This window comes from Paenibacillus sp. FSL W7-1332 (genome assembly GCF_037969785.1).
Classification (GTDB): Bacteria; Bacillota; Bacilli; order Paenibacillales; family Paenibacillaceae; genus Paenibacillus_AQ.
Genome location: NZ_CP150209.1, coordinates 2,898,613 through 2,924,022 on the forward strand (window position 1 = coordinate 2,898,613; position 25,410 = coordinate 2,924,022).

Consider the following 25,410-nt stretch of genomic DNA (forward strand, 5'->3'; position numbering starts at 1 on the left):
GAAGTTAGTCCTCCGAGCGGCGTTCAATCGCCTCGGACATCGTTTTGTCCGTTAAGTGGGCATACACTTCAGTTGTCTCGGTGGACGCGTGTCCCAATTGTTCTTTGGTTTTGTAAATATCATTTTGCAGATAATAGTCGGTGGCAAACGAATGCCGCAGCTTATGAACGGTCAGGGACGGCTTGCCAAAACGCTTGGCGTATTTGATGATCATCGCCTGAATCGCCCGCTTGGTCATGCGCTGCCCTTCATTCTGGCCGTTACGCAGTGCAACGAACAGAGCTTTTTCTTTTTTTGGCACCTTGTAGCGGGCCTGCCGAAGCTGCAGATAATATTCAAGATCGTCTTTGGCTTGCGCACGGAAGTAGACCGGGGTCTTAAAGGTTTCGTCGTTATTACCTTTACGATAGACATGCAGCATTTTATTGTTCAGGTCGATGTCCGCAAGATTCAAATTGACCACTTCGGATACACGAAGGCCGGAATTTAATATGAGGCTGGCGATACAGGCATCTCTGACCTTATTTTGTTCATGCGCATAAAGCGCCTGTTTGTTCTGCTCCACATCCAGCCCATAACCTTCGTGAATGTAAGTGATGAAATCCTGAAGTTCTTCTTCTTCCAGTATTTTTCCTTTTAACTTGGCAGCCGTGTCTTTTGGTTTATGAATTCGCTTAATTTCTACTTTAGCCATGATGTTACGCTTGAGAAGCGGGTAAAACTCCTCGTCTTCCGCAATCTGGCTTAAATAATGAAACAGGGAGCGCAGCGATGAGAGCTTGCGGGAAACCGTGATTCTGGAGTTGGTCCCCTCCCGGCGTGTAGTCAGATATAACCGGTAACTGGTGATGCTGTCCATGCGCAGCGTCTCCAGCTCAAGCAGCGTTACCTCGCGGTTCGAGGCTGCTTGTGACAGCCCCTCCGAACGGAGCCAATTAAAGAACGTTTCATAATCCCTTACATATTCGAGCAGGGTGGAGGGGGAGAGATCCGGGAGCTTGTAGTCGATAAATTGCTGTACAAACCAAGGCATGTCCGGCGATTTCTCATCGAGTCTTGCACGGTCGATATCTTTTTGTATATTCATGTTCCACCTCGAATGATTGTCTTTATAGCAATGACATGTGTCATTAATTACTAGTGTAACATATGGAAAGTCGATCTTGCTTGCGTGTGTCAGATCACCATGGTCGATTCTCACGAACCCGATATGGCGCTTGTGCCACAATGAGCGGATAATACGATGAAGATAAGAAGCATTAAAATGATAGATGAGATGCTTTAGGGAGGCGGCAGCATGATTTCAGATCGATGTGAACGTATGGGAATTGAGCTGGTTCCCAAGCGGAAACAAGCCGTTATCGTAAACTTGATGCAATTGTACTTATATGATTTTACCAAGTATCTGGATATTTCGGTAAATGATCAAGGGCTGTTTTTACCCTATCCGGATCTGGATGAATTCTGGAAAAAACGAGAACGTAAATATCCTTATTTAATAACGTTTGATCAACGGCCAGCCGGGTTTGCCTTGATCGAGCGGATGGATGATGCCCTAGATGCGGACTATTACATGACGGAGTTTTTCGTTATGCAAAAATATCGGCGTACGGGATTAGGGACTTGGGCGGCAACCCGGCTGTTTGATCATTTCCAAGGACGCTGGAAGGTGACGCAAATCAGCAGTAATGTACCGGCGCAGGCTTTTTGGCGAAAAGTCATTGAAGCTTATACGGGCGGCCGATATGAGGAATATATTGATCCGGTTCGCCACAATCCTTCGCAATATTTCAATTCCTAGAATTGTTTCACGGATTTTAAGGAACGTTCCATTGTTTGCTTATAAAATTTGGTTACAGATCAATGTTTAGGAGGGATTCGTATGTATTTACCGAGCTTTCATCTGGAAGGGAAAAAAGCTTTTGTTACAGGGGCTGGACGCGGGATCGGACGCGCCATAGCCATAGGATTGGCAGAGGCCGGCTGCGAAGTCGGCTTGATGTCCCGAACCCGAAGCGATTTGGAGGAGACTGCAAATCTGATCAAGAGCTTGAACCAGGGTCAGGCATTTGTGCTGCCGGGTGATCTGACCGTAAGAGAAGAGATGGAGGGAGCGATTCGAGAATTTGTACATCAGGCAGGACGAATCGACATACTGGTGAATAATGCCGGGATGAACATTCGTACGCCTGCGCTGGAAGTGACGGATTCGGAATGGGACGTGATTGTGCAAACCAATCTGAAATCGGCTTTTGTCGCTTCTCAAGCGGCTGCCCGATTTATGAAAGATCAGGGCAATGGAAGAATCATCAACATCTCTTCCGTAGGCGGACACACGGCTCTTCGCACAGGCGTTGTTTATGGTTCAACGAAGGCGGCTCTCATCCATATGACCAAGGTGCTTGCGATGGAGTGGGCGCAGTATGGAATTCAGGTTAACTCGGTCGGACCTTGGTATTTCCGGACTCCGCTGACGGAGAAGCTGCTTAATGATGAAGCTTATATGCAGGCCATATTGGATCGGACACCGCTTAAGCGCGTGGGAAGTCTGGAAGAAGTGGTGGGACCTGTCGTTTTCCTGGCGTCGGAGGCTGCCAATTACATGACCGGGCAAACGCTGCTGGTGGATGGCGGTCTTAGCATTTATGGATTCTAGCAGGGGAGCATTCTTTCAAACAGAATAAATATAGTGAAATCGAAAATGTAACGAAAATAGGCTTTCAGGTTTATTCATGTCGGGTAATGATGAATGGGATGAACAGGGAGGAGAGTGAAGGAAGATGGAACGAAGAGCATTTGGACGTACGGACATGCAGGTTAGTGTGTTGGGATTTGGAGGGGCCGAGATCGGCCAGTCGGATCAAAAGACGGTTGACCGGCTGCTGCACAGCGCCATTGATGCAGGCCTTAACATGATTGATACCGCGGAATGTTATGGCCACAGCGAGGAATTAATCGGCAAGGCTTTGTCAGGTCGAAGAGATGATTACTACCTGTTTACGAAATGCGGCCACGCTTCCGGTTTGGATTATCCGGATTGGGATCCCGTGATGCTTGCGCAGAGCATTGACCGCAGCTTGAAGCGACTGCAGGTGGACCACGTCGATGTCATCCATCTTCACAGCTGCTCGGAAGAGATTTTGCGCCGGGGCGAAGTGATTGAAGTGTTAAGAAGAGCTAAGGAGCAGGGGAAAACGCGGTACATCGGCTACAGCGGCGATTCGACCGATGCGCTCTATGCCCTTCAAACCGGCGTGTTCGACAGCTTTGAAACTTCGCTGAACATCGCCGACCAGGAGGCGATCGATCTCACGATTCCGCTTGCCATGAAGCAGGGCATAGGGATCATTGCCAAACGTCCGGTAGCCAATGTTGCCTGGAAGAACGAAACGCTAAGCGAACAGGATTATGCTTATCCTTATTGGATCCGGCTAGGCGAGTTGAATTACGATTTTCTCGCCGATGTTCAGCAAGGCGTTGAAACGGCGTTAAGATTCACTTTAAGCACGCCGGGCGTAGCTACCGCCATCGTCGGTACGGCAAATCCGGAGCGGTGGGAGCAAAATGCTGCGTTACTGGAAAAAGGGCAGCTGCCGGAGGATATTTACGAGTCGATCCGCAACCGCTGGCGAGAGGTTGCCGGTGCGGATTGGGTGGGTAAGGTGTAAGTGATCTAAAAAAGAGCCTGTCGAGTTCTCTCGACAGGCTCTTTTTTGCGGCTTAAAAGAATACGAATGCTGGTAATAAAATTAATGATGTTATTTCAATATGTGAAAAATTCACAATAAGGAAATACCTATCTATATCATCAGTGAGCAACTACCTTATTTTACCTGGGTTTCCGCGATACCTAGCACATTTTCTAGTCTAAAAAAGGAGGCGTGAAGCGAATAAAAGATTGATATGGAAATATTTCCCCCTGTAGAAGATGAATGTCCCCCTTTGAAACCAGTAGGGCTTGGAATAAAATTCTGGTAGACAGCAAGTATTTACATAGGGTTCTGAAAAAATACTTAGGGGGATTAGAAATGAAAAGGACTTCCATGTTACTCATGAGTGTCATGTTGCTGCTCTCCATGTTCCTCGCAGCATGCGGTAACAACAGTGGCACTAACACTCCTGCTGCTGGAGGAGGAGAAACTCCGAAGACGGAAACAACTCCGCCGGCCGATGATAAGAAGGATGAAGCCGCTCCGGTTTCACTCCGCGTGTTCTCGACTTTCGGAGGAACTGACGCAGCTCGCGAAGCCTTCCAGGCAGCGTTGGATGAATTCACGAAGGAACATCCGAACGTGAAGATAGACAACGACACCATGTCAGCAAATGATGACGGTTTCAGAACGAAAGTGAACACCGACATGAACAGCGGCAACGAGCCTGACTTGTTGTTCTACTTCATCGGGGCTGACGCAGAAGGATTCGTCAATGCCGGTAAAGTTGTGCCGTTAAACGAAATTCTCGACGCGGACGCTGAGTGGAAGAACGGCTTCATTCCTGATGCGCTCGAGCTTGCCAAGCAAAAAGACGGTAACATTTACGCAGCGCCATTGACCGGTTTCTATGAAGGCTTGTTCGTTAACAAAAAAATCTTCGAAGAAAATGGTTTGGAGCTTCCAACAGACTGGGCGAAATTGACCACAGCTGTGAAAACGTTATCTGCCAAAGGCATTATTCCTTTGTCCGTACCATTTGACCAATCGCACTATCTGATCGAGCATACCATTTTGTCTGCAGCAGGTCCTGAAGGCCAAAACAAAGGTCTGCTTGAAGGCATCGATCCAAACTGGGAAAAAGCGTATGCGGCTATGAAAGAATTGTATGACCTTGGCGCATTCCCTAAAGATGCGGCAACAATCGACCTGAGCATGTCCGGCAACTATTACAGTGAAGGCCTTGCTGCCATGACTATCGAAGGATCTTGGGCCATTGGCGGTTGGAGCGATGAAACCCGTGACAACTCTACAGTACTGCCATTCCCGACAGTTCCTGACGGCGCTGGCAGCGGTAACGATATCGTCGGCGGCTTCGGTTCCGGTTTCTATCTCTCCAAAGCCACTTATGATGACGCAGCTAAAAAAGAAGCAGCAATCGCCTTGCTGAAACATCTGACTTCCCCGGCGTCCATTCAAAAAATCGCTTCGGCTAACGGTGGTACACCTGCGGCTGACGTTGAAGTGACTGGATTGCCGCAAGTAGCTCTTGACGGTTTCGCTATGGCCGCGAAAGCAGCTTCCATCAGCGCGCCGGTTGACAGTAAAGTTTCGCAAGAAACGTTTGGTAACCTTCGTGCTAGCGTCCAACCTGTAGTGGAAGGCAAGAAAACTCCTACTCAAGCGATCGAAGAAGCGAAGAAAACCGAGGATGCCAACAAAAAATAGTTTTCATCAGAAACGGTAGAAATAAAAGTGACGTACGCCGCCCCTCTGCTTTCATTTGGGCGGCGTAGTCATTTCGGCATGGACGTTGAAGAAAAATAAACATCAAGGGTGATTAATATGAAGGGTGATCGCAAGTATATTGTGATGTTTTTATTACCCGCAGCAGCCATCATGACAATCTTTCTATATTATCCGTTCTTTAAGAGTTTGTATCTCAGCTTCTATCGCACAAGCGGCTTTTTCGATAAAAAGTTTGTGGGAGGGGCTAACTATGAGAGACTCATTACGGATAAACTGCTTGGCGCTGCAACATTGCACACGCTCGAAATCATGCTCTATGTTATCGTGTTTCAGGTGGGGATCGCGCTTGTGTTGGCTGTCCTGGTAGATAACATTTCCAAGCTCAAAGGTTTTTATCGAACGGTCTTTTTCTTCCCGGTTGTCATCTCCGGTACTGCCATTTCCTTATTATTTGTGTTGTTCTACAATTACAACTTCGGTTTACTGAACAACTTGCTGGCGAACTTTAATATTGAGAAGATTTTGTGGTTGGATGCGAAGAATGCGCTAAAGGCGGTATCGATTCCAACGGTATGGCATTATGTGGGCTTTTATTTTGTTCTGTTCTTGACCGCGATGTCCAAAATACCCGCGGATTATTATGAGGCTGCAAAACTGGAAGGAATCACGGGGCTCAAGAAAACAACGATGCTTACAATTCCGCTCATCATGAGTGACATCAAGGTTGTTATCACACTTGCCATTACGGGTACGTTGAAGGTGTTCGAATTCATCTGGGTCATTACAAGCGGCCAGAATGGAACGGAAGTCCTGGGAACGTATATGTACAAAAAGGCCATGGTGGATCAGAACTTTGGTTACGGATCAGCGGTTGCGATATACATGGTGGTCTTTGGCGTACTGCTTGCGTTAATTGCCAACCGTTTGTTGAAAAGAGACGAGATTACATACTAAGCATTATAGGGGTGTACTGTTATGGAGCCAACCATCGTCGTTGAACACAAAACTCAGCGCGTTAGGAAGAGTCGGTTTAATTTAGGCACCACGTTGATGTACGTTGTTTTGACAGCGTGGTCCCTAACAACCATTTATCCGTTATTCTGGATCGTGAACAACTCGTTCAAGGTTTCTCGCGATGTGATGAATAATTCCTTTGGTATCGCATGGGAACCGGTGTTTGTGAACTATCAGAACGCATTTGACCGCATTAATATCGGAAGAAGTTATATCAATAGTTTGGTGATGTCCTTCAGTACCGTATTCTTGGTATTACTGCTCGGGGGATTAGCCGCTTATGTATTGTCCAGATTCAACTTCAGGGGCAAGCGCACCATCTATTCCATTCTGTATGCGACTTTGTTGATTCCAGCGTTTGCAACCGTAGTCCCGGTATACGAGCTGCTGATCAAAACGAGCCTGGTCAATACATATTGGGGCCTGATCTTCCCGCAAACGGCAGGCAATCTGACGTTTGCCACCTTGGTGATTGCCGGTTATATGGCAACTATACCGAAAGAGCTTGAAGAGGCGGCTTTCATGGATGGATGTAACCGATGGCAGATGTTTGTTAAGATCTTCGTGCCGATCTCGCAGCCGGTATTTGCATCGGCGAGTATATTTGTATTTATGTGGTCGTACAATGACTTGTTCTCAGCGCTGATCTTTGTAAACAAAGAGAATGTCCGGCCGATCGTTGCATTGCTGAATGAGATCAGCTCCCAATACGGAACAGACTTTGGTCTGATGGCTACGGCAGTATCGTTGACCGTTATTCCGGTGCTGATTGTATACCTGTTTATCTCAAAGTATATTCAAAAAGGTTTGACTGAAGGAGCTGTCAAGGGTTAAGAAGAGAGCGAACTCAACGAATAGGCAAGTCAAGAGGGGACCTTGTCGTCACCTGTTTGACTTGCCTATTCGTTGTTATATTCCATTTAGTCTTTTAATCTGAAGCAAGAGTTGAATCAGCAATTTAAGCAGTTGGACGATTAAATTCGACTAAGCGTGAGAAACCATCTTCTCCATGACCGGCATGGATTGCTCTTTGGGCAATGGCTTTTGCTGCGTTTAAAACGCTGCTATCGATGCCGTGATGTTCGGCCACGTGGATGATATGCTCCATACTTGTCATATTGGAGATGAGACTAGAGCCTTCACCAGGGTAAACGCCTTGATCCACATCTTGCGCGATATAGGTCATGATATCCGGCATAATGTTGATGATATTTTGCGCATAGGGGGCGATGTCTTTCGCGGCAATGTTCTCAGCACGTGCGATAGCCAGAGCGTGTACATAGCCGCTCATGGCTGTCCAGAACACATCCAGCAATGCAACATCATAGGCTGCGGCACGACCGGGATCCTCCCCAAGGAACGAAGCGGTCCCTCCCAGACTGGAAAGTGTTTCCAGGTGGCTGCGGTATACTTTCTCTTGCCCGCTGTACAGAACAACGGCTGAAGGCTGCCCAATGGTCGTTATCGGCGTCATGATCGCGCCATCAATATAGTTAATACCGTTCTCGGCTGCCCAAGCCGCCATTTCGCGTGCACGTTCAGGAGAGTCGGCTGTCAGGTTTATAAGGGTTTTCCCTTTCAATGCGCTAGTCGCATTAGAGAGAATGGAGCGGACTGCATCATAATTGAGTACACAGATGATAATAAGCTGGCTGGCAAGCACGGCATCCGGAACAGTCGGAGCAAGCACTGCACCTTGTGTAATAAGTGGGTCGGCCTTAGCAGCTGTCCGGTTCCACACCGTTGTAGCATGGCCATTCTTGATAAAAGCTCCGGCAAGCGCTTGGCCCATAGGGCCGAGCCCGAGCACGGTCACATGTTCCTTATTGGTGTTTTGCTGAGTTTCACGAACATTAGGTTCGATCCCATGACCATGATTTTGATTCAATTGTTCCATCTTTTTTTCCTCCTTGAGTGTTGGCTACGAATATAGTGTAGACCTTGACACTAATGTCAAGGTCAATCGTTATTTTTAATCTCCAAAAAGAGGTGAGTAATTCAACATATGAAAAATTCATAACAATGAAGAATAACGCTCTCTATCTCTCAATCAAACTATATACGCTTTTGAACGTACCTAATTACGACGATCATAATAAAATCAATCATAAACTAACTAAAAGAAAGTTGTTGACAATATATTAGTGCTGTGTTAATTTGTATATACAAATGAGAGGTGTCTGGTTATGAACATAGATGATTCCATACTGAGCTCATGCTTGTTTTTTACTTCAAATCGGTTTGCTCGTTCGATGACCAAGATGGCGGAGGATGCTTTTGCGAAGGCCGACTTATCTCCTACGTATTCCTACGTTTTGGTGGTGATCCATCAATATCCCGGCATTACGCAGAAAGAGCTAAGCGATAAGTTGTCCATTGCTCCATCCACAAGCACACGGTTCATCGATAAGCTGGAGGAGAAGCAGTTAGTACAGCGCAAATCTGAATGGAAAGAAACGCATATTTTCTTAACGGATGAAGGGAAGTCGTTATATGAGGAGCTGAACCAATATTTTGAACAGCTGTATGGACAGTATGTTTCCCTCTTGGGGAAGGAACATAGCGAACAGTTAACTAAACTTCTTCATGAATCCAGTGAAATATTGAAAAAGGGAAAATAAAGCCTTTTTTTCGTCCCTCATTTGCATATACAATTGATAAAGGAGAGATTCACAATGCAGATTGGTATTATCGGTGCGACAGGGAAAGCGGGAAGTCTGATTCTCAAGGAAGCACAAGCACGCGGTCATGAGGTAACGGCAATTGTACGGAATGTTTCCAAGATCTCCGATTCGAGCGTGAACATTTTGGAGAAGAACGTGCTGGATTTGACGAATGCCGATCTTCAGGGCCTCGATGTCGTCGTGAATGCCTTTGCGGCGGCGCCCGGGCAAGAAACGCAATATGTGGAGGTTGGCCGGGTATTGATAGAAGCTCTGAAAGGCACGAATACCAGACTGTTTGTGATGGGTGGGGCCGGAAGCTTGTTCGTGGATGAAGCCAAAACCTTGCGACTCTTGGAAACTCCAGATTTTCCTAAGGAATACTATCCGACGGCATTTCATGCCAGTGAGAACTTGAAAGACCTGGAACAATCTTCCGATGTGAAATGGACGTATCTAAGTCCGGCAGCGTTCTTTAATCCGCACGGTCAGCGCACGGGCAGCTATCAGGAAGGCAAGGACCATGTCATTGTCAATTCAAACGGTCAAAGCTATGTCAGCTATGCAGATTACGCGATTGCGGTATTGGATGAGCTTGAACAGCCGAAGCATATCCATGAGCGGTATACGGTAGTATCCGAGGCGGAATAAGCCCGGCAACAACCTTTATATAAATCTCGACAAGCTGATTTCATTAGAAATCAGCTTGTTTTGATGCGAAATAACTGTTTCAATAAGTGAGTAATTCAACATATGAAAAATTCACAATAATGGAATAACCTCTATTTATCTAGCCACTTCTATCTCTCTGGCACCCCGACCATCCATATAGACCCTGTCACTTAAGTATAAATGGTGGGGAAACCTGCATACAACCAATGTTGTACGCAGGTTTTTTCAGATTGTGACTAACGGGTAAGGTATCTTCGTTCATAAGAAACGAATATTGATATCGCGAAATCGGCCTGTAGACATTTTAGGCATCTTAATTTGTAAAGTGGGCTGTTTATAGGTCGCGATGCTTTGCGCAGGAAGAATGGGGACAGGCAAGACGATGGTCTGGCTTTGATCTTTTGGCAAACCGTGGATTTTGATCTGTGTTCGATTAAGTTTAATCCATAAATTTTCCGGATGGACACGTTTGGGTACATAGCATTTCACAACCAGAAAGTTATGAGTATCAAAAGTTTCGTATCGAAGCGTATAGGGGTTAGGCAGCATTTCATTTCCGACCGTTGCTTGTCTTATCGTATCCTTCACATAATCTTCAATGACGGTTGGATCCAGCTGAAAATCCTCATTGAGGTCATTAAGATCCTTGAATGGAAAGGAACTGTTGTTGAAAAAAGAGTCCTTCGATAACCATTCAGGGCGCTTGGATCTTGAGTTCACTAGATATCCCTCCTTCGTTCTGTAATTTCATTGTATGGGCGAAGGAAGGTTAGAGTGACATCTGGGCATCCAACCACATAGAATAAATCCAAGCGTATGATTTTGAATGAAGAGGTGGAATTGTGGTTTCGATTATCGGCAATATGAAGATTGTTAACGTGGGCCCCAGTTCTACGGTCTTGGTTGGAAATACAGGCGTCATTGATTTAAACAGCTCCACAAAAACGTATTCCGGCGCCAACTCGTTCAACACCGGTGACAATATTGGCACGAATATTGCAAACAACCAGGCCAACAGCTTGAACACCATTGATCCGGACCTGATTGATTCGGCTAATGCTTAATTAAGGTTGTGATCCACTGTGAATCTAACGGTACATCAATGTATTAACATACAGCAGCTTCGGGTTGAGGCGGTAACGAATTCTTCGGTGCTGCAGATTGGGACCGCTGGAGAGATCCGGGCATTGTCCAATATTTATAATACGGGTGGATTTACAGGCCCTGCCCCTGAATTTGAGCCTCAGCCTAATAACAATCCCCTGGTTCCTCTACCTGCTCCGACTGAAGGACTGTATAGACAAGAATGAGGTGAATGGCCTGCGCATAGATTGTATAGGAGCAGGGGGGCGGTTCCATGTACGATTATTATATACAGCAATTGTTCCATATTCTTCATACCCAGTCAGAGCAGCTGAGTAGAATGGAACAAATGCTGAAGGAAATGCGCAGTGAAATAGATCGATTAAGACAGGGAAGCGAGAAAACGATAGATCGGGTGGAATATAATTTTGATTTATTGAAAATTGAAAAGTTGGAAGGCACTTTAAATATTGGACTGATGCCAAAGGATGGGCAGTCCCTGGACGATATTACCGTGAATGGTCAGCCGCCGTTAGAACTGTCCCAGTCGGGATATTCGGGCGGCGAACTGTACTCGAACATCTATCAGAATGTATCACGTTATCTAGAAGATACAGTACCCGAGCAGATCGAGCGCATGATTCCCGAAGCCCATCTTGTGCTTGGTGATGAATATGCTGCCGTTATTATTGAAGATGTGCGCAAACAACTCGGTGACCGAATTACGGTGTATTTGAAGCAATATCAAACGAACAGGGAAACCATGAACCCGCAAGAGGTAGAGCAATCGATCATCAAACAAATGAAGAGTGAGATCGCTTCAGCAGTTGAGCAGCACCTTCTTAATTTGCAACGAGGGAAGTGGCATTCAAATGAAAATGACAGTCGTCAATAAAGAGCTCCAGGTTGGTTCGATCCGCATTACGGCGATCTCAAGCTCGTCTGTACTGTTGATTGGAGATACCCATGTGATTAATAGCTCCTCCATGTATGATACACCTTCCGAATCACTGCAGATCAGCCCGCTTGTTCCGTTATCCCCGGGTTCCGCACCATGAAACGTCATTCACATGTTGATCACATGTATATCATCAATATTTCAGATAGTTCAGCATGTATATGCGGTGAATCGGGACATATCGATGCCAATACACGCGCATTGGCGGTTCAGCGGCAGGTGCCGGTGTTTTTTGAAGACGAGGGAGATTATGAGGATTACTCGATATTTTCCCGATCCATACCCACATGGCCGCCGCAATCAGACGTAGAACTAAACATTATACAAGACCATAAGAAGATTCATGTGGGATGTATCGATATTATAGCGACTGCATCTGCGTCGGTTGTACAGGTGGGTCCGAACGATACCATGGATTTGGAATCCAGGGTGAAGGCAATCAGACACTTTATTACGGGTGCGCCCGAGTATTTAAAGGATTATAAGGGAGTCATTGTCAAAAAGAATTTCGTGAAGAAGGAATAATCTAAGTCGGCTCGATTGAGACAGCTGATTCAAAATAGGTGATGTCTCATGGCTAATACGATATGTACAAAACAGGAGGAGCATTATATGCGCCTCCTGTTTTTATGTTGATCTATGGATTATTCTCCTTGCTGATGAGCAGCTTCGTCTTTGATCTCTTCCCGGAAGCCGGAAATACTCTTTTCACGACGAGCATTACGAGCTTGAATCTGTTCTTTCTCGCTTGCCGGAATTTCATCTCCAAACTCCTCGAGATAATCTTCGGCTTCACGGTAGTTCTCAATCGTGTTCTGGACCGCCTGCTGCAGATGCTCTACATTGTCTTCGCGATTATCGGGTTTAGCCATGACATTTCACCTCCTTAAATTCAACTGTCTTGCTAAAATTACACACCTCAAATAGTTTTCCATCATAAAAACATCCTTATGCATATGAGACTGACACTATCAAAAAAGCTACAGTATTGTAAATTTTGCAAGTCAGTTCTTTACATTTCTGTTGGACGGAATATGTTATAATGTCGAAAAAGCAGACTTGCAGCATGACATCGAAATAAGAGGAGGAAGAATTCTTGAGATCAAGTCGTTTTATAGTCTGGCTCAGTATGCTAATGATGATGGCATTCATGTTAGCAGCCTGTACCTCAGAACCGATAAAACAACAGCAAACTTCTACAGTAGAAGGCCCTCCTGAATCGGTTGAAGATGAAGAAGAAGGTCAGACCATTACACTAGTAACGCCGGATACGGCGATGAAAGCACCCGAGGAAAAAAGCAAATATCAGATACATACACGGTTGACGGATTTCCAACTCTTGAATGAGTCAACGGGGATTGCTTGGGGGATAACGAACACGGAATTACGTCTGTATCAGACTCAGGATTATGGCGAAACGTGGGTTGATATCTCTCCATCCTCCAATGTACAGTTCGTTGATAAGCTGGAGTATGGGAAAGACATCGTGTTTACGGATAAAAAACATGGTTGGATTATACGCAACAAGCAGAGATCAGCCGAAACGATCCTGCTCAATACGACGGACGGGGGAGACACCTGGAAGCTTTCTTCGCTGCCGGAGACGGGTGTCGTCACGGCCATGTCCTTCGTTTCGTCTCAGCAGGGATGGATTATGGCGAAAGGCGATCTATCCCGGGGCTCTGAGGAGAAGTCGCTATTTCGAACCAGTAATAATGGCGGGTTATGGGAAGAGGTCATGCAGAATACGGAGTATCCTACATCCCGTGTTCCCGGCAGCGTGATTCCACGAACAGGGTCCATCATCGGCTTAACCTTCACGGATTCGCTTGTCGGATTTGCGACCATCCGTGAAATGCAATCCTCCAAACTGTATATTACCCGTGATGGAGGCCAAAAGTGGAAGTCCTCCGGACAGATATTTAAGAGCAAGCTGCTGGATCGGTGCGGTTCGATCTTTGCCGGCGCCCCCAAGTTTCTGGGCAGAGGAAGTAACGGAAGCGAGGTTTATATACCGGTTACCTGCGTGAAGGATGATCAGGCAAGCTATTTGGGTTACTTTACGGCCGACACGGGGAAATCATGGAATTTGGTGTCATTCCCCATGACGGGTGATACCGGCAAGGGCTCCATTCAGCCTGTTTTCCGCCGGCTTCATGACGGGTGGAGAATGGTGAACGGTATTGTTTATCATACGAATGATATGGGCAAGACCTGGAAGCCATTTCCGAGAAGCAAGCTCCTGAACGATAATCTCGCCAAATATCCGAACGTGGTGAAACTGCAATTTACATCGTCTGATGTCGGTTGGATGCTGATTGAAACAACGGACAAGAATCGATCGCGTCTAATGAAAAGCAGTGACGGTGGGGAAACCTGGCAGGGTCTATAAATTATGGCGAGAATACGTGTTTGAATATGCCAATAAAAAGACCAGATTAAAAAAGCTTTATCAACCGCGACTTTATCAGTTTTGATAAAGCTTTTTTTTCGGCTTATTTTGTGAAATTAATCACAAACTTTAACCTCCATGTATGCTACTATAAAGATGTAATCAGATACTCCAAATTGTTTAGAAGGGGACGATCCTCATGCATACCGATCAAATGACGATTAACTTCCTACGTCTTTGCTACCATTGTGATGATGCATGTTTATGCGACACCGAGGAGCAGTGTCTGGCTTGCTGGAATGAGCAGGAAATGACACCAGAGGAGCATGAAATGACAGGACAAGAAGAAACGATGAAATGGATGAGATTGGCTTACGATTGAATAATGATGACAAAGATGACCATGAAGAGTATGAATGGAAGCGGACGTTCTAGTCTTCGCGAAGAAGCTGATGACTGGTTAAGTGCAGACATCGGCTTTTTTGGTGCTCCCAGAAAAGGACAAGTTCTTTAAAATTTCAATCAAACTTTCCATGAGCTATGAGTTAAATTGTCCGAAATAAAGCATATACATATTTCAAGACAAGGTGGAGGGGGGAGCCGTATGGGATCGGGGTCAGTTTGGATGTTCGATTTTTTCGGCAGCGTTATGCCCGTGTTTTTCATCGTCGTCATCGGGATCATTCTGCTGTCGGCCGGTAAGGGAATCTTGCAATGGAGTCAGAATAACCGACAGCCTTTGCTATCGGTCGATTCCAAGATTGTGAGCAAACGAACGGAAGTGAAACATACGCAGCAGACGGATGATACGATGTCGAGCCGTACTCGTACCACCTATTATCTGACCTTTGAAGTGGAGAGCGGAGACCGCATGGAGTTTGTTGTAAATGGGGAGGAATTCGGCATGTGCGCGGAAGGAGACGAGGGACTGCTGCGTTTCCAGGGAACCCGGTACTACGGATTCGTTAGGCACCCTAGAGCGAAACTTAGCGTGGTCCGTGGTTATGACCATCCTAAATAAGAGACGGACTTAATTTTATATACACCTTCTCCTGTGGTATATAATGAAGGAGAAGGAGGGGCGGCATATGAAATTTCAGGATAAAACGGTCGTAATAACGGGCTCAGCCCATGGGATTGGCCGCGGATTGGCTGAGGCTTATGCTCTAAGCGGGGCTCGAGTGATATTAAGCGATGTACATGAAGAACAGGGCAGCCTGGCGGCAAATGCCTTGCAGGAACAAGGATTGAACGCGGTCTTCATCCCTTGCGATGTAAGGAAGGAAGAAGATATTAAACGCCTGATGAACCAAGCCGTCCAATATGCCGGCACCATCGATATATTGATTAATAATGCCGGGGTCTCCCGTTGGAAATCGCCATATGAGCTAACGGTTGAAGACTGGGACGATGTGATCAACACGAATGCCCGAAGCTGTTTTTTGGCAACGCGCGAAGCGGCGGTACATATGAAAAAAGCTGGGAATGGCGGGGCTATCGTCAATATGTCATCCACGCGTTCGATCATGTCCGAGCCGAATTCGGAGGCTTATGCAGCTTCCAAAGGAGCCATTGTCGCATTGAGCCATGCCATGGCCGTAAGCCTGGGGCCCGATGGAATTCGGGTGAATTGTATAAGTCCGGGGTGGATTGAAACGGGAAACTATGATGAGCTTCGTACAGCGGATCATAAGCAGCACCCAGCTGGACGGGTAGGAACCCCAGCTGATATCGCCAAAGCCTGCTTTTATTTTACAGATCCGGATAATGATTTTGTCACAGGGGCCCATCTGGTTGTGGATGGCGGCATGACCCGCAAAATGATATATGAGCCTTAGTTCATCTGAATATCTAGAGCGTCTTCCCATGGAAGGCGCTCTTCTTCGTGGATAGTCATGGGGCCGATACTCTCGTATATGATACAAATTCGTGATGCATTAACATTTTTGAAGAAAACCTGTTCATGATAAATAAAAACAGTATGATGTAATTAATGTAAGTATGAAGAAGGTCACATCTAAAGAATGGGAAGGAATGTGGGTATGGGGAAATTGAAGACAACCAGTGCAAAAAATGAACGTTCCAATCGAGTGTCCGTGTTCGTTACACTGCTCATGTCCTATCTTGTGATACTGCTGATCCCGGTCATCGTGTTCTGGGGACTGTATACGCAAATCGAGCGGATTATGATCGAAAATGCAAACAACTCCAACATGGCACTGATCGAGCAGGCGAAGCAGGTGGTGGACAGCCGATTGGATGAAATGCATCTGATTTCCCGGAACATCACTTCGCATCCGCGGCTGGATGCGCTGCTAAAGGCAAGCTCCCCTCAAAATGGTACCGAGAACTACAATTACTACACTTTCATGCAGGAAATGCAGCGATACCGTAACAGCAGCAGTTTTATTACCGATTTTTACGTATATTTACGGGAGAGCGATACGGTTCTCAGTCCCTCCTTAAAGACAACGTCTCGTGTCTTGTTTTCCGATATTTACGGATATGAAAAATTAACCTATCAACAGTATCAAGCAGATATTCTGCACGGAATCCACTTTAACCGGTATTTGCCCGTGACCGAAATTGGCAAAGGGTTGAATCAGAAACGCATGCTCACATATATGCAAACGCTTCCATTTGGTGAGAAAGCCAATCCCAAAGGCGCGCTTGTTATGCTGATTGAGGAGAGGCAGATCGCAGGATTGCTTGATGAGATTGTGAAAACAAACCACGGAACCATTTACATCAAGGATGCCAGCGGCCAAGTGATTCTGAGTGCCGGTGAACCCAAGGTTCACAGTACGGGTAAAAAGGCGGATAATCCACGAGTGATGACGGTATCGACAAGATCTGCCCGGAGCGGGTGGGAATATGTATCGGCCGTGCCGGAAAAAGCGTTTATGGAAAAGGTCTATATGGTCAAGCGAATGGCCGTCGGCGTTCTGGCCATCTGTCTTGTTGCTGGGATTGCGGCCTGTGCGTTCATGACCTACCGCGCGTACTTCCCTTTGCGTGACATTATCCGTTTCATCCGGCAATCTCATCCGGCTAAGGAGGGTAAGGTGCGTAACGAATATGATTTTATCAAATCGACGATGGCGGATTCCTTCGGTAAGCAGACGGAGATGAAGGAGCAATTGTCCAGGCAAACACCGGTGATTCGGTCCAACTTTTTGCAGCGTTTATTGAAGGGAAACGTGGACACGGCGGATATGTCCGATCATGCTCTGGATTTCATGGGGATCTCGTTCCCGCATTCGAGTTTTGCGGTTGCCTTGATCGAGCTGAGGGATGCCAGCGGGTTCATACATAATGAGCGGGAAAGCGAATGGGCCCTGATCCGTTTTGTCACCGGGAAGGTGGCGGAAGAAATTCATCCCTTTACCGCATATTCCGTGGAGCTGGAGAAGAACCTGGTTGCGATTATTCTAAACATGCCGGAACCGCTGCATGATAAGGCAGACCAGCTGTACGATTGGGCAGAGCAAGTGAAGCTGGTGATTGAACAGCGCTTTAAATCCGATATCACGATCGGGATTAGCGAAATCCGTACAGGTCTTGAATGTTTGGCGAGTGGTTACACCGAAAGCTTGAAGGCTTTGGAATATTCCATTTTTACTGCGTATAAACCGATTTTATTGTACGAGGAAATGAAACAGAAAACGGAGGTGTATTATGATTTTCCCATTGAGACGGAAATCCAGCTCATTAACGCCATGAAAAGCGGGGATACGGATAAGGCGCAAGATATCATCCAGTGTCTGTACCACAATAACTTCAACGGACAATCCATCTCACCTGAGCTCGGCAGACTCATGTTCGCTAACCTGCTCAGTACGATGTTCAAGCTGCTGAATGCTTTGAATTTGAAGTACGAGGATATATTCGGCGAGTCAGGCAAAACGCTTGAAGAAATTACGGAGGGGAGCACGGTTGAGGAGCTCTACCGGGAAGTGAAATGGATGTTCGGCAAGGTTTGTCTCTACGTAAAGGATCAAAGGGGCGATTCCTCTTCGCTGCTGCTTGAGAAAATCAAGAGATACATTGCGGATCATCACGACGATGCCATGATCAGTCTGGCTTCCATTGCCGAGCAATTTGATATTACACCGCCGTATCTGTCGGCTTTCTTCAAGAAAAACAGCGGCACCAATCTCACGGATTACCTGGCCAAGATTCGGATCGAGCGCTCCAAGGAAATGATGCGGGATGCCAAAAACACGATTTCGCACATTGCCCGTTCCGTCGGTTATACCAGTGACGTCGGTTTTATCCGGGTGTTTAAGAAATACGAAGGGATCACTCCGGGAAAATACAAGGAAACCCTGCATTCCCTATCATCGACCTTAAGAAATGATCATCTCAATTCTTAATCTCAGTTTATGGATGTTGAAACTGTACGGTATACGATGTAAGCGCTTCAGCGTTACGATTTGAACAGGGCGGGCTAGTTGGAACCACCTAAGCCTAATCTTATCGAATGATCATTCATTAGGGAAAAAAGGGAGGCGTCGTGATTTGAAGACAAACCGGAAACGTGTTGTGAGACTTGTGATCTTTATGCTGATTGTGGCTATGATTGCCGGATGCAGCGGAAAAAGCTCGGGGGCCGAGGAGCCTGCCGGGGAAAAAGGTAAGGAAGGAACAGACGTGGCTGTTGGTGGTGACCCAGAATATCCTGAACAATTGACTTATTGGGTATCGCTGAATGCAAATGCCTCTGCAACGATGCAGGATATGAACGGAATTGCCGCATATCAGGAATTGGAAAAAACGACAGGCACCAAAGTGAAGTTCCAGCATCCGCCGGCGGGCCAGGAGGCAGACGCTTTTAACATTATGGTCTCTTCAGGCAATTTGCCGGATGTGGTGGAGCATGGATGGGCCAACGTATCAGGAGGTCCGGATAAAGCCATTTCGGACGGGTCCATCATCCGCCTGAATGAGTTGATTGAAGAGCATGCACCGAATCTAACGAAAGTGTTGAACGAGCACCCGGAATATAAAAAACTGATTACGACAGACGGAGGAAACATTTACGTATTTCCATTTATCCGCGGGGACGAATATTTGCTGACCTTTAACGGCCTGATCATCCGCAAGGACTGGCTTGACCAGCTTCAGCTGCCCGTACCGGAAACGATTGATGAGTGGTATGAAGTATTGAAGGCGATCAAGACCAAGGATCCGAACGGAAACGGGCAAGCGGATGAAATCCCGCTGCTGCTGGATATGGATATGACGGGCATCAACCATGCGTTTGTCGGCGCGTGGGGAGTTACAACCGGATTTTATCAAGTGGATGGGAAGGTCCAGTATGGACCGATCCAACCGGAATTCAAATCTTATTTGGAAACGATGAGCAAATGGTATGCCGAAGGCCTGATCGATCAGGATTACGCGGCAACGGACGGCACGCTTAAAGATGCCAAAGTGACCAACAATCAAGTGGGTGCCTTCTCCGGTTACATGGGCAGCAGCCTCGGCCGCTATTCCGAGCTCATGATAAAAAGCAACCCGGATGTAGAACTGGTGGGCGCTCCGAACGTTGTCCTGAATAAGGGGGATAAACCGGTCCTTGGACAGAAGGATTCGCCGTTCAACGGATTTGGGGCGGCTGTGACGAAAGCGAACAAGTTCCCGGCGGAAACGGTGAAATGGCTCGATTACAAATATGGAGAAGAAGGGCATATGCTGTTTAATTTCGGAGTTGAGGGAGTCAGCTACGAGATGAAGGACGGATACCCGACTTATACCGATGAAGTGATGAAAAATCCAGATGGGCTGTCGATCACCCAGGCGATGTCAAAATACAACCTGGCTAGTTATTCGGGACCTTTCGTCCAGGATCGCCGATACATCGAGCAGTATTCCGCGCTGCCTCAGCAGAAAGCGGCTATTGAGACATGGATGAATGCGGAGAATGACCGTTTGATGCCGATTATTTCCCCAACGGCAGAAGAAAGCACGCGTTATGCCTCGATCATGAACGATATTAATACGTACTACGAAGAAATGGTCAACAAATTCATTATGGGCGTGGAGCCGATCAGCGGTTTTGACCAATTTGTCCAAACGGTACAGGGTATGGGCATTGAGGAAGCGCTCCAGATTCAACAAGCCGCGCTGGACCGCTTCAACAGCCGTTAAGTTGTAGGCGCATGAAGAGGGAGAGACCTCGACGGGATTCTCCCTCTAACTGTGAATGATTTTTTTGTCAGAGGAGGGCATACGGTGCAGCTTAAGGAAGAGACAAACCGCGTTACGATACAGAGCAAGCCAGAGAGGTTTAGCGCAAGAGCTGCGAAGGACTTTCGCCGAAACTCCACGATTTACCTGATGCTGCTGCCGGTTGTGGCGTTTTATGCCGTGTTTCACTACGGACCGTTATATGGCCTGCAGATTGCGTTCAAGAACTTTTCGGCAGGGCTCGGCATATGGAATAGCCCGTGGGTCGGATTTCAACACTTCAGCGAATTCTTTAACGGATTTTTCTTTGAACGAGTGGTTACCAATACCATTATACTGGGCGCGTACGATCTCATATTTGTTTTTCCCGCATCCATCGTGCTGGCGTTAATGCTGAATGAGGTACGACATCGCATATTTAAGCGGACGGTACAATCCATTACGTATATTCCCCATTTCATATCTGTCGTTGTGGTTGTCGGGATGCTGGTGGATTTCTTGTCGGTAGACGGGCTGATTAATCATATCATCACCTACTTCGGCGGCAAACCGATATCATTCATGCGGCTGCCGGAATGGTTCCGCACCATATATACCTCATCTGCGATCTGGCAGGGGGTCGGTTGGGGCTCCATTATATATCTCGCAGCTATTTCCAATATCGATCCGTCCCTTTATGAAGCGGCTAAAGTGGACGGTGCCGGCCGCTGGAAGCAGATGCTTCAAATTACGCTGCCTGGCATCCTGCCAACGGTCATCATTCTGCTCATCCTGCGGATTGGGTCCTTTATGGCGCTGCAGGATGAGAAAATCCTGATTATGTACAATCCGGTTACCTATGAGACGGCCGACGTTATCGGTACCTACGTCTACCGTAAGGGAATTCTGGAAGCAAGCTACAGCTTTAGTGCCGCCGTCGGCATGTTTAATTCCATGATTAACTTTATGCTGCTCATTGGAGCCAATTATCTCAGCAAGCGGTTTACGGATACGAAGCTGTGGTAGAAAGGGGGGCATCTATGCGAACTTCAAAATCTGTCAGTGAAGTCCTGTTTGATTCTGCGAATGTCATTCTCTTGTGCTTGTTATCGATCGTCACGTTATACCCGTTTCTCTACGTATTGTTTGCTTCCATCAGCACGCCGGCTGATTTCGTTCAGCACCGGGGAATCCTGCTGTGGCCCAAGGGCTTCTCGCTGGATTCCTATCGTATGGTATTTGAGAACCCCAATATTATCCGAAGTTACCTGAACACGATATTTTATGTGGTGGTCGGCACGACGCTGAACATTCTGATGACGGCTCTCGGAGCCTATGGCTTATCCAGGAAAAACGTGATGTGGAAGGGCACCATCATGATGCTGATCGTAATGACGATGTTTTTTGACGGCGGGCTCATTCCGAAATACCTGCTCGTGAAAAATATGGGTCTGCTTGATACGTACTGGGCATTGATTATTCCAAGCGCCATGACGACATGGAACTTGATTATTATGCGAACGGCATTTCAAGGAGTACCCGATGCGCTCGAGGAATCCGCGCGGATCGACGGAGCCAGCGATTGGACCATTCTGTTCCGGATCATCATCCCGTTATCGCTGCCGGTCATTGCCGTCATGGTGCTCTTTTACGGGGTGTGGCATTGGAATAAATGGTTTGACGCCCTCATCTATTTAAGGGACCGGGACTTGTTTCCGCTTCAGCTCATCCTGCGCGAAATTCTGATCCAGAACGATACCAGCAGCATGATGACCTCGGTAGGAGGGGGAGATAGGATGCCGGTTGGCGAAACAATTAAGTATGCAACGATTATGGTGGCTACGCTGCCGATTTTGTTTCTATATCCATTCCTGCAGAAATATTTCGTGAAAGGCGTCATGATCGGAGCCATTAAAGAATAAGGAGGCAGTTGACTCATGTGGGAGCAAGCTATTATGGATGCGGTAGAAAAAACCAAGCGGAATATCGGTCAATTTCCGATGAAGTTTCCTCATATCACGGAAGAGAAGCGTTACGAGTGGGGAGAAAGCAATGACTGGATTGAAGGATTCTACACCGGGATGATCTGGCTGTGTTATGAATACACGAAAGACCCCCTGTTTAAGGAAACGGCAATAGCACACTTGGAGGATTATAAGCAACGACTGCAGGAACAGCGGAATCTGGACCATCACGATATCGGATTTCTGTATCTTCCCTCTGCACTGGCAGCGTGGATTGTGGATGAGCATGAAGAAGGTAAACAGCTCGCTTTGAAAGCAGCGGATCATCTGATGCTGCGCTGGCGGGAAGAGGGTCAGTATATTCAGGCCTGGGGCCGGAAAGGCGACGAGAAGAACGGCGGTCGCATTATCATCGATTGCATGATGAACATTCCGCTGCTGTATTGGGCATATGATCAGACGGGTGATGAGCGATACAAGCGCGTCGCCGTAGCGCATGCGGACAAGAGTCGACGCTACTTAATGCGGGGTGATGATTCGTCGTATCATACCTTTTACTTCAATCCGGAGGATGGAACCCCCATCCGAGGAGGAACGCATCAAGGATATCATGACGGATCAACATGGACGCGCGGCCAGGCATGGGCCATCTACGGATTTGCGCTCTCATACCGCTATACCCGTGATCCGAAATATTTGGATACGGCTTTACGCGCCGCTCGTTTCTTTATTGAATACTTGCCGGAGGATCATGTTGCGTATTGGGATTTTGACGTTCCGATTGAAGAGGGTACACCTCGCGACAGCTCCGCCTCCGCCATTGCGGCGTGCGGCATGCTGGAGATAATGGAGCATCTGGACGGAGAAGATGACAATAAAGGGCTATTGACAGAAGCCGTTGAGAAGTCGATGATATCTCTCGTAAACCAATATTCTACCATCGGTGAAGCAGCAGAGGAAGGCTTGATCAAGCATGGTTCCTATTACGTCAGAGGCGGTGCGGGTCCGGATGATTATATGATCTGGGGCGATTACTATTACCTCGAAGCCTTGCTGCGGCTGACCAAAGGGATACCTGGCTATTGGTATGAGAGAGGTTAGCATATTAGAATCTGTGTAACAAAGTGGGGATGTCGCGTGTTATGCGGCACCTCCTTTTTTGTGTGAAATATGTGGGGTTCATTGTTCACAATTTACTCATTAGCATTGTCGGAATGTCTTTGTTATGATGAGGAAGATTCAAATTTGAGATAAATGGTTTGGAGGAGATATGCGTGTTGAAACATGTGAAAACTTCAGTCTTGCTGACCCTGGGTCTGCTGCTAATACTGGTATTCCCGACTGCAACGTGGGCCCATTCCAAGCTGGAAACCAGTACGCCCGCGGCGGATGCCAAGCTGACGGAAAGCGTGCAGGAAGTAAGCCTGTCATTTAATGAAAATATCGATGAAAACTTGAGCACGCTCAAGATAAAGAATGCGCAAGGCGAATCGGTTGAAGTAGCAGAGGTCAAGATCAGTCAGAACACCATGCTGGGGACGCTGTCTGCACCGCTTCCATCCGGCTCCTACACGGTGGAGTGGAAAATCGTGGGGGGCGATGGACATCCCGTGGACGGGACATACGCTTTCGAAGTAGATGCCCCGGAAGCGGAAGCCGCTCCGGAGACACCGGCAGATACCGAAGAAACGCCTGCGGATACAGGAAACACGCAGGATGAAACAACGCCTGCGCAGGATACCGCTGCGGACAACACGGATCAAACGGCTGGCCAGGATCATCAGGCAGACAACACTTCGGCTCCCGAACAATCGGCAGGCAGCGGTTCAACCGTGTGGATCGTCGTCATCGTGATTGTAGCATTTGTCGCAGGATATTTTGGAATACGAGCCTCACGGAAGAAAAAATAAATGTCTTATTATTGGTTAAGTGAGCCGCTACTATATTTAGCCTACGCCATTCTGGCAGGCATCACGGTACTGTCCCTCGTACCGAAAGCATATAAGCCGGACATTTCGGTTCCGGCCTGGCTTGGCCCGGTGGCGTCAGCGGCCATCATCGTATTTGGATTTGTGCCGCTGCTGCAGATCATGATGTTCTTCAAGGATGATATCGGGTTCTGGAAGTCTTTTAACAGCATCATGTTCAAGTTCAGCGAGGGTGAGCGTTACGCCTGGATTCTGGTTCTAGCGATCCTGTTGGCAATTCTGACCATGATCGTCCGCCGGAAGCCGGGTTCCGTATTACGCTGGCTTATGCCCGTTGCCTTGCTGGGCATTGCGGTGGCCATGTCCTCGTTTAACCACGCTGCATCCTTGTTCGAAAGTGCAGGACAGCTTGCATTCTTCGGCCATTTTACAGCGATGGCGATATGGACGGGAACGTTGCTGATAACAGGATGGTTCAGTACGGATCAGAGCCGCTGGAGTGCGTTTCTTAGATGGTTCCATCCAACTGCGATCGTCTGTGTCATCATTGTTATCGGATCGGGATTATTCTTGATGACGGCCGTGACGCCGGAGCCGATAAACAGCTGGACGTTGTCTTATGGTCAGGCTCTGCTGGTTAAGCATATTCTCATTCTGCCGCTGTTGGTATTCGCGTTTGTAAACGGTCATCTCGTCAAGCGCAAGCTGCGCCGGGATTCCGGTTATCATCCGATGGCATGGGCACGAAGTGAGGGAGTTCTGATCTGGTTGATTTATATCGTCACCGGATACATGAACCAGCAGCCTGCTCCGCATGAGGTCATTGATACATTGGCCTTGTACGGCCCTGCTGCAACTTTTGTTTGGTTCCATCCCGGGTTTACCATCGGTGAGCTGGCTTTCACGTGGAGTTGGATAGGAATCCTTAGCCTCTGTCTCGGGCTAGCGCTTCTGTGGAACGTCGTGAACGTATTCCGCAAAAACCGGGCCGCGGCAGGCGCGTTGTTATGCGGGCTAGGCGCCGTTGTGTTCATTTATTGCGGCCTGATGTTCTCGGTTACTACAGTTTAATATCGTTTGAGTTGACAAGATCCTTGCTGTTTACGCGGCAGGATCTTTTTTTTATGATAGGATGAGGAAGCTCAGGCTGGATAAAGATGGTATAC

The 25,410-nt window shown here is 47.3% G+C and carries 29 protein-coding genes; 25 read left to right on the top strand and 4 right to left on the bottom strand.

Annotated elements, in window-relative coordinates; genetic code table 11:
* Nucleotides 1–4: 4 nt before the first annotated feature.
* Nucleotides 5–1,087 carry a tyrosine recombinase XerS gene (gene xerS, locus MKX98_RS12890; protein WP_194542099.1) on the bottom strand — a complete coding sequence of 361 codons (1,083 nt, stop codon included), beginning with the start codon at nt 1,085–1,087 and terminating at the stop codon, nt 5–7.
* Nucleotides 1,088–1,297: 210 nt separating this feature from the next.
* Between xerS and MKX98_RS12895 the strand changes: the two genes are divergently transcribed.
* The 6 genes from MKX98_RS12895 (at nt 1,298) to MKX98_RS12920 (ending at nt 7,247) form a co-directional block, all read left to right on the top strand.
* On the top strand, nt 1,298–1,801 hold the full coding sequence (locus MKX98_RS12895; RefSeq protein ID WP_339223281.1) for a GNAT family N-acetyltransferase: 504 nt from the start codon (nt 1,298–1,300) through the stop codon (nt 1,799–1,801).
* 81 nt (nt 1,802–1,882) lie between these two features.
* Nucleotides 1,883–2,656 (top strand): glucose 1-dehydrogenase, encoded by a 774-nt coding sequence (locus tag MKX98_RS12900; protein WP_339223283.1) that lies wholly within the window; start codon nt 1,883–1,885, stop codon nt 2,654–2,656.
* Nucleotides 2,657–2,780: 124 nt separating this feature from the next.
* The gene (locus MKX98_RS12905; RefSeq protein WP_339223285.1) at nt 2,781–3,668 is read left to right on the top strand and encodes an aldo/keto reductase; all 888 of its coding nucleotides are present in this window, start codon (nt 2,781–2,783) and stop codon (nt 3,666–3,668) included.
* A gap of 360 nt (nt 3,669–4,028) precedes the next feature.
* Nucleotides 4,029–5,378, top strand: coding sequence for an extracellular solute-binding protein (locus tag MKX98_RS12910; protein WP_216531134.1), 1,350 nt, complete (start codon nt 4,029–4,031; stop codon nt 5,376–5,378).
* Between the two features lie 117 nt (nt 5,379–5,495).
* Nucleotides 5,496–6,353, top strand: a complete 858-nt coding sequence (locus tag MKX98_RS12915; RefSeq protein ID WP_071218167.1) for a sugar ABC transporter permease — start codon at nt 5,496–5,498, stop codon at nt 6,351–6,353.
* A 21-nt stretch (nt 6,354–6,374) separates the two neighbouring features.
* On the top strand, nt 6,375–7,247 hold the full coding sequence (locus MKX98_RS12920) for a carbohydrate ABC transporter permease (protein WP_071218166.1): 873 nt from the start codon (nt 6,375–6,377) through the stop codon (nt 7,245–7,247).
* A gap of 124 nt (nt 7,248–7,371) precedes the next feature.
* Here the strand turns inward: MKX98_RS12920 and MKX98_RS12925 are convergent, their stop codons facing one another.
* Nucleotides 7,372–8,310 carry an NAD(P)-binding domain-containing protein gene (locus tag MKX98_RS12925; protein ID WP_339223289.1) on the bottom strand — a complete coding sequence of 313 codons (939 nt, stop codon included), beginning with the start codon at nt 8,308–8,310 and terminating at the stop codon, nt 7,372–7,374.
* A gap of 289 nt (nt 8,311–8,599) precedes the next feature.
* On the opposite strand from MKX98_RS12925, the gene MKX98_RS12930 reads away from it, so the two are divergent.
* Nucleotides 8,600–9,034 (top strand): MarR family transcriptional regulator, encoded by a 435-nt coding sequence (locus MKX98_RS12930; protein ID WP_339223290.1) that lies wholly within the window; start codon nt 8,600–8,602, stop codon nt 9,032–9,034.
* Between the two features lie 54 nt (nt 9,035–9,088).
* Nucleotides 9,089–9,727, top strand: a complete 639-nt coding sequence (locus MKX98_RS12935; RefSeq protein ID WP_339223291.1) for an NAD(P)-dependent oxidoreductase — start codon at nt 9,089–9,091, stop codon at nt 9,725–9,727.
* A gap of 279 nt (nt 9,728–10,006) precedes the next feature.
* Here MKX98_RS12935 and MKX98_RS12940 read toward each other — a convergent pair whose 3' ends face one another.
* On the bottom strand, nt 10,007–10,468 hold the full coding sequence (locus tag MKX98_RS12940; RefSeq protein WP_339223292.1) for an Hsp20/alpha crystallin family protein: 462 nt from the start codon (nt 10,466–10,468) through the stop codon (nt 10,007–10,009).
* Nucleotides 10,469–10,611: 143 nt separating this feature from the next.
* Between MKX98_RS12940 and MKX98_RS12945 the strand changes: the two genes are divergently transcribed.
* Genes MKX98_RS12945 through MKX98_RS12965 form a run of 5 tightly spaced genes read left to right on the top strand, consistent with a single transcriptional unit; the run spans nt 10,612 to nt 12,314 of the window.
* Entirely contained in the window at nt 10,612–10,812 is a 201-nt protein-coding gene (locus tag MKX98_RS12945) for a spore germination protein (protein ID WP_233354821.1), read from the top strand.
* A gap of 18 nt (nt 10,813–10,830) precedes the next feature.
* Nucleotides 10,831–11,058 (top strand): spore germination protein GerPB, encoded by a 228-nt coding sequence (locus MKX98_RS12950; protein ID WP_074961788.1) that lies wholly within the window; start codon nt 10,831–10,833, stop codon nt 11,056–11,058.
* Nucleotides 11,059–11,105: 47 nt separating this feature from the next.
* A complete protein-coding gene (gerPC, locus tag MKX98_RS12955) occupies nt 11,106–11,726 on the top strand; it encodes a spore germination protein GerPC (RefSeq protein WP_339223295.1) in 621 nt (206 codons plus the stop codon).
* Nucleotides 11,704–11,889, top strand: a complete 186-nt coding sequence (locus MKX98_RS12960) for a spore gernimation protein GerPD (protein ID WP_071218159.1) — start codon at nt 11,704–11,706, stop codon at nt 11,887–11,889. Before gerPC ends, MKX98_RS12960 begins: the two co-directional genes overlap by 23 nt.
* Entirely contained in the window at nt 11,886–12,314 is a 429-nt protein-coding gene (locus MKX98_RS12965) for a spore germination protein GerPE (RefSeq protein ID WP_216531140.1), read from the top strand. Before MKX98_RS12960 ends, MKX98_RS12965 begins: the two co-directional genes overlap by 4 nt.
* Nucleotides 12,315–12,433: 119 nt before the next feature.
* Here MKX98_RS12965 and tlp read toward each other — a convergent pair whose 3' ends face one another.
* Nucleotides 12,434–12,661, bottom strand: coding sequence for a small acid-soluble spore protein Tlp (gene tlp, locus MKX98_RS12970; protein ID WP_339223297.1), 228 nt, complete (start codon nt 12,659–12,661; stop codon nt 12,434–12,436).
* Nucleotides 12,662–12,885: 224 nt separating this feature from the next.
* On the opposite strand from tlp, the gene MKX98_RS12975 reads away from it, so the two are divergent.
* The 12 genes from MKX98_RS12975 (at nt 12,886) to MKX98_RS13030 (ending at nt 25,315) form a co-directional block, all read left to right on the top strand.
* A complete protein-coding gene (locus MKX98_RS12975) occupies nt 12,886–14,181 on the top strand; it encodes a YCF48-related protein (protein ID WP_194542112.1) in 1,296 nt (431 codons plus the stop codon).
* Nucleotides 14,182–14,380: 199 nt separating this feature from the next.
* Entirely contained in the window at nt 14,381–14,563 is a 183-nt protein-coding gene (locus tag MKX98_RS12980; RefSeq protein ID WP_071224374.1) for a hypothetical protein, read from the top strand.
* Nucleotides 14,564–14,566: 3 nt separating this feature from the next.
* On the top strand, nt 14,567–14,695 hold the full coding sequence (locus tag MKX98_RS12985) for a hypothetical protein (protein ID WP_267907851.1): 129 nt from the start codon (nt 14,567–14,569) through the stop codon (nt 14,693–14,695).
* Between the two features lie 90 nt (nt 14,696–14,785).
* Nucleotides 14,786–15,202, top strand: coding sequence for a DUF2500 domain-containing protein (locus MKX98_RS12990; RefSeq protein ID WP_220685715.1), 417 nt, complete (start codon nt 14,786–14,788; stop codon nt 15,200–15,202).
* Between the two features lie 67 nt (nt 15,203–15,269).
* Nucleotides 15,270–16,019, top strand: a complete 750-nt coding sequence (locus tag MKX98_RS12995; protein ID WP_220685714.1) for a glucose 1-dehydrogenase — start codon at nt 15,270–15,272, stop codon at nt 16,017–16,019.
* A gap of 204 nt (nt 16,020–16,223) precedes the next feature.
* The gene (locus tag MKX98_RS13000) at nt 16,224–18,557 is read left to right on the top strand and encodes an AraC family transcriptional regulator (protein ID WP_339223304.1); all 2,334 of its coding nucleotides are present in this window, start codon (nt 16,224–16,226) and stop codon (nt 18,555–18,557) included.
* A 145-nt stretch (nt 18,558–18,702) separates the two neighbouring features.
* A complete protein-coding gene (locus MKX98_RS13005) occupies nt 18,703–20,334 on the top strand; it encodes an extracellular solute-binding protein (RefSeq protein ID WP_220685712.1) in 1,632 nt (543 codons plus the stop codon).
* An 84-nt stretch (nt 20,335–20,418) separates the two neighbouring features.
* Nucleotides 20,419–21,378: an ABC transporter permease subunit gene (locus MKX98_RS13010; protein WP_071224370.1), complete on the top strand. Its 960-nt coding sequence runs from the start codon at nt 20,419–20,421 to the stop codon at nt 21,376–21,378.
* A gap of 14 nt (nt 21,379–21,392) precedes the next feature.
* Nucleotides 21,393–22,274 carry a carbohydrate ABC transporter permease gene (locus tag MKX98_RS13015; RefSeq protein ID WP_194542117.1) on the top strand — a complete coding sequence of 294 codons (882 nt, stop codon included), beginning with the start codon at nt 21,393–21,395 and terminating at the stop codon, nt 22,272–22,274.
* Nucleotides 22,275–22,289: 15 nt separating this feature from the next.
* The gene (locus MKX98_RS13020) at nt 22,290–23,417 is read left to right on the top strand and encodes a glycoside hydrolase family 88 protein (protein ID WP_339223307.1); all 1,128 of its coding nucleotides are present in this window, start codon (nt 22,290–22,292) and stop codon (nt 23,415–23,417) included.
* 173 nt (nt 23,418–23,590) lie between these two features.
* The gene (locus MKX98_RS13025) at nt 23,591–24,226 is read left to right on the top strand and encodes a copper resistance protein CopC (protein ID WP_339223309.1); all 636 of its coding nucleotides are present in this window, start codon (nt 23,591–23,593) and stop codon (nt 24,224–24,226) included.
* Entirely contained in the window at nt 24,227–25,315 is a 1,089-nt protein-coding gene (locus tag MKX98_RS13030; protein WP_339223311.1) for a CopD family protein, read from the top strand.
* Nucleotides 25,316–25,410: the final 95 nt, after the last annotated feature.